Here is a 14,859-nt window from a genome sequence, read left to right as displayed (position 1 = left end):
GCGACGAGCAGATTGTGCGGATTTTGCGGGAGGCGGATACAGCACCGATCGCGGAGGTGGCCAAGCGTCACGGAGTGAGCGAGGCGTCGATCTACGCCTGGCGCAAGCGGTTTGGTGAGATGATGAGCGACGACGTGAAGCGGCTTAAAGCGCTGGAGTCGGAGAACGGGCGGCTCAAGAAGCTGTTGGCGGAGCGGGATCTCGAAATCGAAGTGATGAAGGAGATCAACGCAAAAAAATGGTAAGCGCACATGTACGTCGCGAGCAAGCTTGGCAGGCAATCCGCCGGGGCTTGAGTCAGCGGCGCGCGTGTGCGCTGATTGGGGCGAGCCGTTGCAACTTAGGCTATGAGCCGAAGATGCCTGCAAAGAATGGGATCGTGATCGACGGTATGCGCAGGCTGTCCGGCTGCTATCCGCGCTTTGGCGCACGACGTATACGCGTAATGCTAAGCCGCGAAGGCATCGTCGTTGGCAAGGAGCGTTGTGCGCGCTTGTGGGCGCAGGAAGGCTTGCAAGTGCCGCGCAAACGTCGTCGTCGCCGAATTGCTGCCAGAGTGCCACGCATCCACGCACCGACAGCACGCAACAGCGTTTGGAGCTACGACTTCGTGTACGACGCCTGCGCGAATGGGCAGCAGCTCAAATGCTTGACGGTAGTTGATGAATACACGCGAGAATGTTTGGCGATCGACGTCGCCGGTTCGATCCGGGCTGCCCGCGTAATCGACGTGCTCAGCCGGCTGATCAGCGTACACGGAGCGCCACGTTACATGCGCTCCGACAACGGCCCGGAATTCGTCAGCACGGCGCTGCTCAAGTGGGCTGTCAGCGAAGGTATCGAGACGGTCTTGATTGATCCTGGCAAGCCTTGGCAGAACGGCGCGAACGAAAGTTTCAACGGCAAGTTCCGAGATGAGTGCCTGGCGATGGAATGGTTTAGAAATCGGATTGAAGCGAAGATCGTGATCGAAGACTGGCGGGCGCACTACAACGACGTGCGGCCACATTCGAGTTTGCAGTACCTCACGCCGACCGCGTTTCGGCAGAGCATCGACGATTGTTTAACAACTGCCATTGATTCCTAGAGAAGACTGGTCTTAGAAACCGGGACAGGTCAGCGGGACGTGGCGGCAATCAAGCCGCGATGAATTGCCAGATAATTTCTTCACTTCGGGTGCCGGTGCCACCGCTCGGTGAGCAGAACAAAATTCTTGAATATATCGAAGCAGAAGCGGAGCGGCTTGACGCGCTGACAGGCGAGGCAGAACGAGCGATCGAGTTGCTGACAGAACGTCGAGGTGCCCTTATTTCTGGCGCCGTCACAGGCAAGATCGACGTGCGGAGAGTTGCGGCAGAGGAGTTGGCCGCATGACCGACATCCAGCTTTTTCGCCTCGGCGATGGCACTGCCATCGAGCTTCCAAGTCAGGCGGCCAAGCTGGAAAAGGCCTTGCAGAGCTTGATCGAAGCCAATATGTCCACCTTTCTCGGCGTGCGCTTCCTCGCCAGCGAATACAAAACCGGCAAAACCCATCGCGGCCGCATCGATTCTTTGGGGTTGGATGAGAATGGTTGCCCGGTCATCATCGAATACAAACGCCACAGCACCGAGAACGTCATCAACCAGGGCTTGTTCTATCTGGATTGGTTGCTAGACCATCAGGCCGAATTCCGTTGGCTAGTGATGGAGAAGCTCGGCAAGGAGGTGGCCGAGCAGATTGAATGGACCGGCACGCGGCTGCTGTGCATCGCGGCTGATTTCACCCGTTATGACGAACATGCGGTCCAGCAGATTCCGCGCAATATCGAATTGCTGCGCTACAAGCTGTTTGGCGAAGATCTATTGCTGCTTGAACTGGTCAACGCGCAGAGCGTGCCGGATGCCACGGCAGTCAAACCCGCAGCGGCAGACACCACCGGCGAACCGGCAGCGCCAAAGTCCGCTGGCAAAGACAAATCGCTGGCAGAGCAACTGGCTTCAGCCTCGCCCGAGATTCAGGCCATTTACGCTCAGATGGTCAGCTATCTCATGAGCCTGGGCGACGACGTGCAGGAAAAGCGCCTGAAGCTTTACACGGCGTTTCGGCGGCTGAAGAACTTCGCCTGCGTGATCGTCTACACCAATCGCATGCTGGTGACGCTGAAGCTCGATCCCGCCTCCGTCGCGTTGCAGGAAGGGTTCAGCCGCGACGTGTCTCAGATCGGGCATTGGGGTACGGGCGATCTGGAGTTGACGATCCGCACGCCGGCCGACCTTGACCGCGCCAAGCCGCTGCTTGAGCGCAGCTACGCCGACAGCTGACCGCGATGCGCCATCGCACCTCAAAACGATAATCAAACAGGGCCATCGATGAGTAATCTGCACCAGGAGCATCATTTCGAGGCGGAAATCTGCCAAGCACTGGCCTCAAACGGCTGGCTTTATGCCGAGGGTGACGCAGCGCAGTATGACCGTGCCAATGCGCTGTTCCTGCCGGACTTGCTGGCGTGGATTGAGGCGACGCAGCCGGATAACTGGCAGCGCCTGAGCAAGACGCATGGCCCCATGCTCGCCAAGCGCGTGGCGGAACGGGTGCGCAAGAGCCTGAATGAGCGCGGCACGCTGGATGTGCTGCGCCGTGGTGTGGAGATGCTGGGGCTGAAAGAGCCGCTCTCTCTGGTGCAGTTCAAACCGGCGTTGGCGATCAATCCGGTTATACAGCAGCACTATGCCGCGAACCGTTTGCGCGTTGTGCGGCAGGTTCGGCATTCGCTGAACAATCCGCAGGATGCGATAGACCTGGTGTTGTTCGTCAACGGCATTGCGGTCGCGACAGCCGAGTTGAAATCGGACTTCACCCAAGGGGTGCAGGATGCGGTGGATCAATACCGGTTCGACCGCGATCCGCAGCCGAAGGGCGGCCAGAGCGAACCGTTGCTGAGCTTCCCTGGTGGCGCGTTGGTGCATTTCGCGGTCAGCCAGACCGAGGTGATGATGACCACGCGGCTGGCCGGCCCGGCGACGTATTTTTTGCCCTTTAATCGGGGCAATGCGGGTGCGGCGGGGAATGCGCCCAACCCGAAAGGCTTTGCCACCTCCTATTTGTGGGAGGAGGTGTGGGCGCGGGAAAGCTGGCTGGATATTCTGCATCGCTATCTGATCGGCAAGCGGGATGACAAGAAGCAGTTGAGAAGCGTCATCTTCCCGCGCTATCACCAGTTGGATGCCACGCGCCGGCTGGTCGCGGATGTATTGGCGCATGGCGCTGGGCAGCGTTATCTGATCCAGCATTCGGCGGGGTCCGGCAAGACCAACTCCATCGCCTGGACGGCGCATTTTCTGGCCGATCTGCATGATGCCCAACATAAGAAGATGTTTGACAGCGTTCTGGTAGTGTCTGACCGCACGGTGCTGGATGCCCAGTTGCAGGAAGCCATATTCGATTTCGAGCGCACGACTGGCGTGGTGGCCACGATCACCAATGAGCATGGCAGCAAGAGCGCCCAGCTCGGCCAGGCGTTGAAGGAAGGCAAGAAGATCATCGTCTGCACCATCCAGACCTTTCCCTTCGCGCTCGCCGCTGTGCAGGAACTGGCGGCGACGGAGGGTAAACGCTTCGCGGTCATCGCCGACGAGGCCCATAGCTCGCAAACGGGCGAGGCGGCGGCCAAGCTAAAGCAACTGCTCTCCGCTGAAGAATGGGCGGAATTGCAGGATGGCGGCGAGGTGGACACGGAAGCATTGCTCGCGGCCCAGATGGAGTCGCGGACGGGTGCGAAGGGTCTGACCTATATCGCCTTCACCGCCACGCCAAAGCAGAAGACGTTGGAGCTTTTCGGTCGCCCCGGCCCGGATGGACTACCGGAGCCGTTTCACGTCTACTCCATGCGGCAGGCGATCGAGGAGGGGTTCATCCTCGACGTGCTGCAGAATTACACCACCTACAAGATGGCCTTTCGCTTGGCACATGACGGGCAGGAACTGGATGAGACGGAGGTTGAGCGCAGCGCCGCGATGAAGGGCATCATGCAGTGGGTTCGGCTGCATCCCTACAACATTGCGCAGAAGGTGCAGATCGTCGTTGAGCATTACCGCGAGAACGTCCAGCCACTATTGAGCGGCAAGTCGAAGGCGATGGTGGTTGTCGCTAGCCGCAAAGAGGCAGTGCGCTGGCAGAAGGCGATCCGGGCCTATATCGAAAGGCAAAACTACCCGCTTGGCGTGCTGGTGGCGTTCTCGGGCGAGATCGACGATCCGGACAGTTATCCCGCGCCTGTGACGGAGGCCAGTAAGGAACTGAATCCGGGGCTGAAGGGGCGTGATATCCGCGATGCTTTTGCGGAGCCCGAGTATCACTTGCTGCTGGTCGCCAACAAATTCCAGACCGGGTTCGATCAGCCTTTGTTGTGCGGCATGTATGTGGACAAGATGCTCGGTGGCATTCAGGCGGTGCAGACACTCTCTCGTTTGAACCGCGCGTATCCGGGCAAGGACACCACCTACATTCTCGATTTCGTCAACGACGCCGGCGACATCCTGAAAGCCTTCAAGACCTATTATGAGACGGCGCAACTTGAAGCGACAACCGATCCCAACCACGTCTATGATCTGCGGGCGAAGCTGGACGCCGCCGGTTGCTACGATGATTTTGAAGTCGAGCGGGTCGTAAAGGTCGACCTTGATTCTAGAGGGACGCAGGCACAGTTACAGGCCGCCATCGCGCCCGTCGCAGATCGGCTGCTGAGGCGTTACAAGTCAGCCCAAGCGCAGAAGGCTGCAGCAGAAGCCCAAAAGGATGACAAGGCCGCTCAGGCAACGCGCGATGCTCTTGATGCGCTGATCCTGTTCAAGAACGACATGGGAGCCTTTGTGCGCCTCTATGCGTTCCTATCCCAGATTTTCGACTACGGCAACACGGATATCGAGAAGCGGTTCTTGTTCTACAAGCTTTTGATACCGCTGTTGGAGTTTGGTCGGGAACGCGACACGGTGGACCTGTCCAAGGTGACGTTGACGCATCACAGTCTGCGCAATAACGGTGTCCAGCCTTTGAGCCTGAGCCACGGTGAGACGCCCAAATTGCAGCCGATGGATGCGGTCGGTAGCGGGGCCGTGCAGGAGAAGCAGAAAGCCTTTCTGGAAGAGATCATCCAGAAGGTGAACGGCCTGTTTGACGGAGAGCTGACGGACGACGATCAGCTTGTGTACGTCAATGGGGTCCTAAAGGGAAAGTTGCTCGAGAATGGCCTACTGGTGCGACAGGCCGCGAGCAACAGCAAGGAACAGTTCGCCAATTCTCCGGACCTCAAGGATGCGTTGCTGCATGCCATTATGGATGCGTTCGACGCACACACAACGATGAGCACGCAGGCCCTCGGCTCTGAGCGCGTGCGAGCTGGTCTGAAAGACATCCTGCTGGGGCCGGCACAGCTCTACGAAGCGCTTCGGGAGCGGTCAGGTTCCGGAACCACCAGCGCTTAGAGGTAGGACTAGTGCTTCTAGAGGCCAGAGGTGATTTCGCCGATGGCATCATGGCTCATGTGAAGGCAAATGGCTGGGTGGAGAGACCTTCGCTTCCTTCGACAAAAACGCAGTTGCTCAGTGGTCGCAACAAGGCGAGGCAACGCGGGTATTAGCGTAAATCTCTTTGCAACGGCAGTGAGAATGGTATTTTTTTGGCATTGACACTTCTGATTGTCTCAATTATCTGATTGATATCGATATTTTTTCATTATTAACAATTGAGTGGGGTTCAAAGAGAGCGCCGTGCAGCGGGGGGCAGTCAAGGGGCTAGACGGTTTGCCAACGGCCGATTGCTTTCGGCCCACGAGTCCAGACTATGACATGCTTGGCAACGGCACCCAACGAACCCGGGTCCACGGATCTGCGCCGGGTATGCGCTAGACACGATGGCTGGGTCACGCTCTCCCGAGCGATCGACTGCCACACACGCGAACTACTCGGCTGACAACTGTTGCGAAGTGGGAAAGGCTGCACGGCCGGCATCGCTTCGAGCCCGTCCATCATCTCAGCCATGTGATCGGTGATTGGCTACGTTCGCAACGACCGGCGCCCACTTCAGGCTCTGGGCAAGAAGACCCCGACTGAATCATCAATTCAATCGGTGAAGCTGAGTAGGTCCCGCTGGTTCAATACACTTTTCGCCAGCGGTTGAACGCTCAAATCCCATCTTTCCCATATCAGGCTCGCTGCGCCCCGGTTCGAGTTCGATCCCTCAGGACGATATTTCGCTGCCGGCACCGCCACTTGCCGGTAGTGTCTCGAATGCCGAGCGTTAGCCTCGACTACGGGACGTCGGTATCCATACCTTGAGGAGTCGATGGCACAGCGTTGATGTGTCGCAGCACGCTTCAGGATCGCGCGGTGTGCCGTTTCGGTCGCGAGCTGCGGCGGTTCGTTACGCGCGTAACCGGCGTTGCTCTGTCACTGTCAAAGGTTGATCGACCGGGAGTGAACGCTCCGCGGTTAGCAACCCGTACGTTCACGCGATTTCAACGTACCGCGCGTTCCGGTGTCCGTCTCGGTTCGACGAAGTTTCGGAAATAGGCGGCGCGGTGCCGCGCGTGATCCTTTCCGGCGCTCGGGGTGGGCTGGTGGACGTGAGGATGGCCTCCGTGTGTAGCGCTGGTCTTCCGTTGTTCATCTCGTTATAAGGCATGCCATGACTCTTCACTCCGCTGCCGACCTGGCCCAACGTCGCCGCGCGCTTGGCGAATTTGACCGGAGGCGAAACGCGCCTGAGTCGTCGCGTCAAAGCGAACGTCGTCGAAACGTGCGGCTTGCGGATGCGCAGCGTGGCGGTGACGACCGCGAGGTACGGCGTGCGGATGTTATGCGGGCGATTTTCTATAGCGTGCTGCTGTGTACGCACGCTTCGCCCGCGCGCCGGTTTCCGGTGGCGGGGGTGGGGCGGTCAGCGGCACGAGGGCAGCCGCTTGAGTTATCCGAGACGGCTGGTCCGCAATGTGTCGGATGGCCCGCGTTGCGCGGCGCGGTGGCGACTGGTGAAGCAGCTGGCGCAGGCGTCGAGGCGGGTCGCGTGGCGCGCTGGCGCGCGCCGCGCATCGGTGCGGACCGGGCAGTGCTGGTTGGCGAGCGGCGTCAGTCGGCTACGATTGCCGCGCCGGCGCGCAATCGTCGCGCGCCTGTGAGCCAGGAGGCCGTCAGTGGCTTGAGCGCTGCGATTGCGGTGGATAGAGAGCGCTGTCGGCGCTCACCGCTATCACCGCTGGACGTGACGGTGCATCTGCCATCTGACGAGCGGGCGGCGGATGCTGGCGCGCGGCGCGCGTGCACGCGCCTGCTTCTCGATGATTATGAGTGTCTCGCGCTGACTTATGACACGAGGGCGTTGCTGGACTCGGCGCGGACGCTCAGCGCCTTGGAGTTGCAGGGCCAACTGGGCGAGGAACGGCTCGGCTTGGCGGCGGAGGAAACGCTCGTGTCGTTGCGGCAAGACATCGGGCTGGGGCCGTGTGCTTCGTCGGGCCGGACCCGTCTCGAATTGTTGGCGGATCAGTTGCAGGCGCATTCGTGGCAGCGTTTTCTTAATCACACGTTCCTTGGGGCCAGCGGGGCAGCGGCACGCTATGCGGATCCGCTGGCCGCCCTGGACGCGGTCGCGTCGTGGGCGCAATGCGAGCCGGCGGCGTGTGTGTTTTCGGAATACATGCGCTTCGATGGTCAACGGCGCGTGGTTCTCGGCGCCACGTTGCTGCGGCACCTTGCGCGTGCGGGCAGCCTGTATTTGAGTGAGCGAGATGCCGGACTGGGTAAGCATGTGATCGTGCCCGCCTCGGTGTCGCGTCCCGTTCTGGTGCTGTTTATCGCGCGTTTCAACGCGGACTGGCGGTATGCGGACCGAGCTAGATCGCTGGTGCGCAATCCTTATCCACATTGGCCGGGCAGTACCGACATCCGTTTCGATGGTGTGTGTTTTCGCGGCGCAACCCGGCTGTCGATGAAAAACGACGCCGCGACGTTGGACCGGGCACTTCCTTATTATCCGGGCGAGGACTGCCGCACTCGCATCGGTGCAAGTGCCGTGATCGACCAGCTTCATCCGGTTGGCACGCTCAGTCACACCTTGCGCACCGTGCTGAATCTGTTGAGCGAGAAGCGTCTGGAAGGACCGATGATTGGCGAAGAGAGTTTGCCAGGCATGCTGGCAACCTTGAGTCGCATCGCCGTCGCGTGGCGGAATCCGCCCGGTGCGCGCGAGGTACATCCGGGCTGGCTAGCGGCGCTGCATCTCGCTTACTCGAACGGCTTGGAGCCGCTCTCGATGCCGCAGTTGCGGGCTTTCTGGGACGAGCAACTGTACGCGCAAGTGACGCGATTGCTGGACGCGTATCGCGCCGATCCTGACGCGCAGAGTCCGTGGCTGGCTCACCGGCTCAGTCTGCTGCCGCCGCCACGGCGTTCCCCATCCGACTACGCGTTGGTCAGGTGGATGAGGCTCCTGCGTGACGATCTGAAGCGTGAATTGGCGCTATTCGATGCCGGCGACGAACGGTCCGAGCTTGTCGACGCTGCCGAGATCGATTGTCTGCGCCGTTGGCGACTGGACGTTCTGGACACGCTTCAGTTCTATCGAACGCCGTCGGAACACTTCGACATGGTCTGTCTGTATGCGCATCAACGCTTGCAGGCGCTGCTGCCTGGCGATCATAACTGGTCTTTCGAAGAGATCGAGGCTGAGGCTGCGAAGTATGGCGCGACGCCGAATGATCTGTATGGATGGCTTTTGCCAGACGATCCGGACGAGGACCGTGAGGCCTCCGACGAAAGCACGCCAACCAGCAGCACCCGAACCGGCAGTGGCGACAAACCCGCACAATTCGCGGCGGCATCGACGTACTTCCTCAATGCGGTCCGTGCGCATCAGCGCCTGGTGGCGCGCGCGGCGGAAAGCGTACGGGAAGAGGGGAAGCGTTTGACGCGCGGCCGGGTGCTGAACCGGGCTCGAACGCTAAAAGCGGCCGATCCGCCGTCGGCGGTAACGCACCATGTGGTCACCCCTGGCATGCTGCTGGGCTTCCTGCCGCTGGTCGGCGATGTGTCGGTGCTGCTCGACGACGTCTCTCACAGGCGCGTCATCAACAGCATCATCGACGCCGCGACGATGTTCTTGCCGGTTGCCGACATGTATGCCGGTCAGATCGACGAGGTCCTGTCGCACGAAGTGACAGCTACATTTGCCGGCGACACGGCGCCGCTGCTGAACAGGGAGGAACGCGAGGTGGTCGCTGCTGGCGTGCCGGGACACGTACGTGTCGTGCGGACCGGCGCCGTGTATCGCACGATCAACCCTGTGACCCGCGAGGTGATCGATGACGGCCGGCTGGTCACGCACGAGGTGAACGCCGACGCGTACGTCAGCGTGTTGGTGCGTGAACTCCATCCGTCGATACAAACGCTCGCATCGAACCGTTTCACTGTCAGCGCTATTCAGAAACTGCTGCATGGCGTCGAACATTTCAGCGACCCGCTGGCACAGGATTGTCCCAGCTTCGCGCGATTTTTTCGCTTTGCCAAGCGGGCGCCAGCGCTGCTGCAGGAAAAGGTGCGCCGCACCTTCGATCACGCCAGGCGACGCAGTCCGACTTTCCGGCTGCTGCTTGCCCGCGCGGGTCTGGCGCCGCGCGAGTGGACGATACACATTGGCCCGCGCATGCAGTGTCGAACGATCTTTGCCGAAGACAATGCGCTTGGCGCCGATCGCATTCACCTCGGTGTGGAGAAGGACGTCGAGCAGCTTTCCTATATGGGGGTGTCCGGCTTCGTGCAAATGACCTATGAGCGGGCGGTGCTGCATGAGTTGGTGCATGCGCTGACCCGGTTGCCCGACACCACCTTCGAGATGCCCTACGGTGAGCAGGAGGCGGCCGTGCGCGGCCTCGCGATGGATCTGCAAGCGCTGCGGTCGACGTTGGGACCGTCGCCAATCCAGGAGCGTCGTCGCCGGAGCCTGGAGCAGGAGCTGCACGCGGCGCGAGAGGCGTTGAACGTGGGGCGTACTGGCATGGCAGAGCAGCGCGGCCCGATCGTCTACTTTGTCGATCGAATTCTGCAGGAGAGCGAGGAAACGTTCGGTACGAACGAAGAGCGGGTCATGTACCTGGCCGGTCCGAATAGTGATGCGCTACGGCGCGAAATCATGGCGGTGCGGCGTGAGGAAGCCCTGTCCCGGCTGCACGAGGAGAACGCGTTGCTCGATCGCGCCTGGGTTGAGCGACTAACGGTATCGTCTCAAAGCCTGCTCGCCAACGGCGAACGGGTCGGCGACCGCCCGGCGGTGATCGCTTTCAAGCAATTCATCGACAGGCTTGGGCGCCCACCGGAGTCGAAACCAAGCGATGCATGGCTCGATGCGCCGGCAACGGCGCCCCGCTTCGATATGAGACCCGAGTTGGAGACGGGCGTGCGAGACATGCTGAAAGACGTGACGCAGACCTCGGCGACCTTCCAGAGGTTGCTGCACGAGTGGTCGGCGGACTGGCGCAAGAATCCGGTGCTGACCTTCAGCGGCAGCGGGAAGGATGGCGTGCCTGATGTGCTGAACCGTCGCATCGATGTCGCCGCCAGACATCATATCGTGACCGCGTTCGGCACGCACCGGATCAGTCCATTGCGCGCGGTCGTCTCGGGCATTGTCACGCTGATGCTCAACGATCTTCGGTTCCCGCCGTCGGCGACCGGGCTCGACCGGGGGCGTTCGCTCGCTGTTGTATTGGAACAGCGGATTCTCGATGAAAACGGTGCGATGGAGCCGATGCGCGTGAACGCTGCGTTGTACATCGAGGCGGCGATTCCGGCCGGCATCGACAAGACGATCAGCCGCTTGACGCGGACAGCCCTGATGGAGAACAAGGTGATCGAGGCGCTGAGAAAGGAGATGCGGTAGCGGCCTGTCAGCCTGAGGCGGGCGGTGGCCCGTGATGGCGCGTGTGCGGCTCCTCGCCTCGGTCAGTCGCGGAATGTTCGCGTCGACGCAATGAGGTGAGAGCCAGCTTCGAACCGGCGTTCGGGCGCGATTACATCGCCAACCGACGGTGCCCGCACCGGCGGCCCGGGCGTCCCGGGTGATAAAGAGGACGCCCGACGGCGAGTTCGATCGCTCAGTGATCGATATGGGTTTCGTGCGCGCGTTCCTTGATCAGGAACGCGGAAATCACGCCCAGTACGACGCCGAACATCACGTAATACGCCGGCGACATCGGCGAGCCGGTGGCCCGGATCAGCCAGGTCACGATGAATTGTGCGAAGCCGCCGAAGACCATCACCGCGACGTTGTAGGCCATCGACATGCCGATCGAGCGCACGTTGGCGGGGAAGAGTTCGGCCATCACGGTCGAAAAGACGCCGAAGAACGCCGCCACGAAGAAACCGATGATCAACTGCACAACCAGCAACTTGCCGATGCTCGGCGCTGCCACCAGCCACGCATACAGCGGGTAGAGCACTACCAGGTAGCCGACCAGCGACGCGATGAGCAGCGGGCGTCGACCGATGCGGTCGGACAACGCGCCCATGAGCGGCATCAGGACCATCATCATCGCGGCACCGGCCATCTGCACCAGGAAGGTGTCATGCAGCGGAAGCTTCAACGTGACCGTCGAGAACGTCACGAGATAGGTGAAGGTGATGTAGATGGAGACCGTGCAGGTCACCACCAGTCCCATGCCGGTCAGCGTTTCGCGTGCATGGGTGCGGAGCATTTCGAGCAGCCCGACCTCCCTGACGGCGCCCGACGCCTTGGCGGCCTGCAGACGCTTGAAGGTTTCCGGTTCTTCAACGTGGCGGCGAATGAAAAGCGCCACCGGAACGATCAACAGACCGAAGGCGAACGGGATGCGCCAAGCCCAGGCGACCAGTTCCTCCCGGGTGAAGATATCGGTGATGAGCGTACCCACGGCCGCGCCGAGCAGCAGCGCGCCCATTTGCCCGGTCATTTGCCACGAGCCGTAGAAGCCGCGCTTGCCGGGCGGCGCCAGCTCGATCAGCAATGCCGTCGACGTACCGAACTCGCCACCCGCCGCAAAGCCCTGCAGCAGCCGAGCGAGAACGATCAGCAACGGCGCGAGAATGCCGACGGCCGCGTAGACAGGTGCCAGGGTGATGAGCGCAATCGCCACTGCCATCAAGCTCGTCACGGTGACCATCGCGGCTTTCCGGCCTTTGCGGTCACCATACATGCCCAGCACGATGCCGCCGACCGGCCGCATGAAAAACCCGACGCCGAACACGGCCGTGGTCAGCAGGATCTGGTTGATGTTGTCGTTTGGGTTCGTCGGATCGCTGGGGAAGAAGAGCCTGGCGATGATCGGCGTCATGAAGGCGAAGACCAGGAAGTCATACCACTCCAACGCATTGCCGATGACGGCCGCGAGAATGCTTCTCTTCGATATTTTATTTGCGGACAAGGTGTTTCTCCGAGGCGTTCAAGGACAACCGGTACGGCATGGGTTCGCTCGGCGAGCACGCTCCGCTGATCCGGCTGGGCGAAGCGCTTTCGTTCGACGCTGGATGCGCTCGCTGTGCTCGGCAGGCGACGCAAACGTCACAACGGTACGTCGCTGAATCGTTCTCACTGCGGACTCAGGAATGGTTCCCGGGATATTACCAAACGGCCGGTCGAAAGCCAGCGCTGCGCGGAGACTTTTTCAGGATGTTGCGCCGGCGCGCACGGTGAACGGCGCGCTGTGACGGGGTGGGGCGGGGGCGGGCCCGGGGCTCTCGCTGCGACTGGCCTGGCCATTTCAAGACAGCGCAAGTGAACATGAGCCGGTTCGCAAGGTGGGCGCTCCGCGTCAGGCGACTGTCTCGCGGGTCGACCCCGACAGGTTGCCGGCGAGCGGCCGTGCCTGAGCGCCTTCGCGATTTGAACGCGTTGCAGGCTGCCGAATATCGCCGGGATGTCGGCGGGCTTCCGCACGCAGCAGCGATGCGCTGCGTCTCGTCATGTCGTCCGTGGCATACAGCCTATGTGATGTGTGCGGATGTGACGGTGTCCGCGCCGAGCACCGCGAACGACACCGCCAGCCGTGTCGATAGTCGTGTCTATCCGGGCTTATCGGAGCCTGCCGGTGCTGCTGACTGGTACTGATTGGTACTGCGGCGCTGATCGACGCGTACCGAGGCGTACCGGGGCGTACCGGGGCGTTGTGACCCGGACGGCCCTTCGCGCTTCCTGGCACAGGCAGGAGAACGCACTGCCCGGCGCGGAGGCGACGGATAGCGTTTAGACAGCTTGGGCGTGCGCGCTGGCTGGCTCGCATTTCCAGTACCGGGCCAGCAGGGTACCAACGCCGATGGCCGTTGCTTCGGCGAGACGAGATCGCCTTGGCCAACGGCCGCCGTGCCTTGCCCGCTACTGCACGCTGACGTCGCCCCAACCACCGCCCAGCGCCCGGATCAACTTCACCGTCGCACCGGCCTGCACGCCATACAACTGGGTGGCGTTTCGTTGCGCTTGCAACACGTTGCGCTCGGCGTCGATGACGCTGAGATAGTTGGTTGCGCCTTCCCGATATTGACGCTCGGCGATATGTGCGGCGCGGCGGGAGGCGGCGACCGCCGCCTCCTGGGTCTGCGTCTGCGTTTTCAGGATGCGAAGGTCGGAGAGGTTGTCCTCGACTTCCTGGAACGCCACCAGGATCCGTTCGCGGTAGTTCGCGGCGTCTTCCTGGTAAGTGGCACGTGCGTTGGCGAGATTGCCACGGCGGCGGCCGCCATCGAAGATCGGGATATTCAGCGCGGTTCCGGCCAGCGGACCGAGGATGAACGCGCGGCTGGACCAACGGAACAGGTCGCCGAGGGTGGCCGACTCGAAGCCGCCGGTGGCGGTAAGCGACAACGACGGGAAGTAGGCTGCCTTCGCAACGCCGATGCGCGCATTGGCGGCCGCCATCGCGCGCTCTGCCGCGGCGACGTCGGGGCGGCGCTCAAGCAGGGCGGACGGGAGGCCGGGCGGAATGTCGATGCGTACCGGCACCAGCGGCGTGGCGGCCATCGAAAACTCCGCCGGCGTCTTGCCGAGCAGCACCGCAAGTGCATGCTCGGTGGCCGCGCGCTGCCGCTCGGCCGACATGGCGTCGGAGCGTGTGCTGGCCAGTTCGGTCCGCGCCTGCGCAAGGTCCAGCTCGCTGATCTCGCCCTCGTCGAAGCGATGTTGCACCAGCTGCAACTGTTCTTCGCGCAGGGTGACGTTGCGCTGGAAGATCGCGAGTTCGGCATCCAGTTGGCGCAGTTCGAAGTAACGTTGTGCGACGTCGGCCTGCAATGTCAGCAGCACCGAGCGATAGAGCGCCTCGGTCTGCTCCGCATCCGCTTCGGCGGCCCGATTCGCATCCGATGCCTTGCCGAACAGGTCGACCTCGTACGAGGCGTTGGCCTGGGCACGCCACAGCGTCTGCGATGGGATGCCGACATCCTGCGGCTGCCGCTGCGAAGCCGGCGAGACCTTCTGGCGGGTCGGGCCGAAGCCGGCGCCGACCGTCGGGAACAGATCGGAACGCGCGACCTGTTGCAAAGCACGTGAAGCGTTCACGCGCGCGAATGCGGCTTGCAGGCGCGGGCTCGCCTGGGCGGCGTCCGCTTCGAGCTGGTCGAGCACGGGGTCGTCGAACACGCGCCACCACTCTCCGCGCAAGGCCTGGTCGGCGGGCTGCGCCGTCTTCCACGAGCCGGCGCTGGCGGCGTCGGCTTCGCTGACCTGACTGATTGCGTCCTGTCCGTCGGCCGTCGAGCCGTCGAAGGCGCTGCCCGGCGTGTGCACCGCTTCCTTGAAATGGTCCGCGCCCGACAGCGCAGGCCGCTGGTAGTCCGGCGCGAGCGAGCAGCCAGCCAGCACCAT

Annotated in this window: 7 protein-coding genes; 5 read left to right on the top strand and 2 right to left on the bottom strand. The window is 62.0% G+C overall.

Translation table 11 applies throughout. The features are described from left to right. The 5 genes from BLU54_RS18720 to BLU54_RS18695 all read left to right on the top strand — a co-directional run. Positions 1-1,087 (top strand): IS3 family transposase gene (locus BLU54_RS18720; protein WP_091911778.1). Its coding sequence is split into 2 segments (ribosomal slippage), with 1,088 coding nucleotides annotated over them: positions 1-240 and positions 240-1,087; the frame shifts between segments, so codons are not numbered across the junction. This gene is flagged as partial in the annotation. Positions 1,088-1,146: 59 nt separating this feature from the next. Then, entirely contained in the window at positions 1,147-1,374 is a 228-nt protein-coding gene (locus BLU54_RS23465) for a restriction endonuclease subunit S domain-containing protein (protein WP_139169755.1), read from the top strand. Then, on the top strand, positions 1,371-2,303 hold the full coding sequence (locus BLU54_RS18715; RefSeq protein WP_091911777.1) for a DUF5655 domain-containing protein: 933 nt from the start codon (positions 1,371-1,373) through the stop codon (positions 2,301-2,303). The genes BLU54_RS23465 and BLU54_RS18715 overlap by 4 nt, the downstream gene beginning before the upstream one ends. A 48-nt stretch (positions 2,304-2,351) precedes the next feature. Then, positions 2,352-5,462 (top strand): type I restriction endonuclease subunit R, encoded by a 3,111-nt coding sequence (locus tag BLU54_RS18710; protein ID WP_091911775.1) that lies wholly within the window; start codon positions 2,352-2,354, stop codon positions 5,460-5,462. A gap of 1,780 nt (positions 5,463-7,242) precedes the next feature. After that, complete coding sequence (locus BLU54_RS18695) at positions 7,243-10,908, top strand: hypothetical protein (RefSeq protein WP_139169754.1); 3,666 nt, start codon at positions 7,243-7,245, stop codon at positions 10,906-10,908. 214 nt (positions 10,909-11,122) lie between these two features. On the opposite strand, the gene BLU54_RS18690 is transcribed toward BLU54_RS18695, so the two are convergent. Together BLU54_RS18690 and BLU54_RS18685 are read right to left on the bottom strand one after the other, a co-directional pair. After that, positions 11,123-12,427: an MFS transporter gene (locus BLU54_RS18690; RefSeq protein WP_091911771.1), complete on the bottom strand. Its 1,305-nt coding sequence runs from the start codon at positions 12,425-12,427 to the stop codon at positions 11,123-11,125. 947 nt (positions 12,428-13,374) lie between these two features. Then, positions 13,375-14,859, bottom strand: coding sequence for an efflux transporter outer membrane subunit (locus BLU54_RS18685; RefSeq protein WP_235838027.1), 1,485 nt, complete (start codon positions 14,857-14,859; stop codon positions 13,375-13,377).

Source organism: Chitinasiproducens palmae (genome assembly GCF_900095735.1).
GTDB classification, from domain to species: Bacteria; Pseudomonadota; Gammaproteobacteria; order Burkholderiales; family Burkholderiaceae; genus Chitinasiproducens; species Chitinasiproducens palmae.
This window is presented reverse-complemented; position numbering and strand designations above follow the sequence as displayed.

What these genes read in the sequence shown, in the direction of transcription:
- BLU54_RS18715 (WP_091911777.1), top strand. Translation starts at nt 1,371, where the DNA reads ATGACCGACATCCAGCTTTTTCGCCTCGGCGATGGCACTGCCATCGAG.
- BLU54_RS18685 (WP_235838027.1), bottom strand. Translation starts at nt 14,859, where the DNA reads ATGGTGCTGGCTGGCTGCTCGCTCGCGCCGGACTACCAGCGGCCTGCG.
- BLU54_RS18710 (WP_091911775.1), top strand. Translation starts at nt 2,352, where the DNA reads ATGAGTAATCTGCACCAGGAGCATCATTTCGAGGCGGAAATCTGCCAA.
- BLU54_RS23465 (WP_139169755.1), top strand. Translation starts at nt 1,147, where the DNA reads ATGAATTGCCAGATAATTTCTTCACTTCGGGTGCCGGTGCCACCGCTC.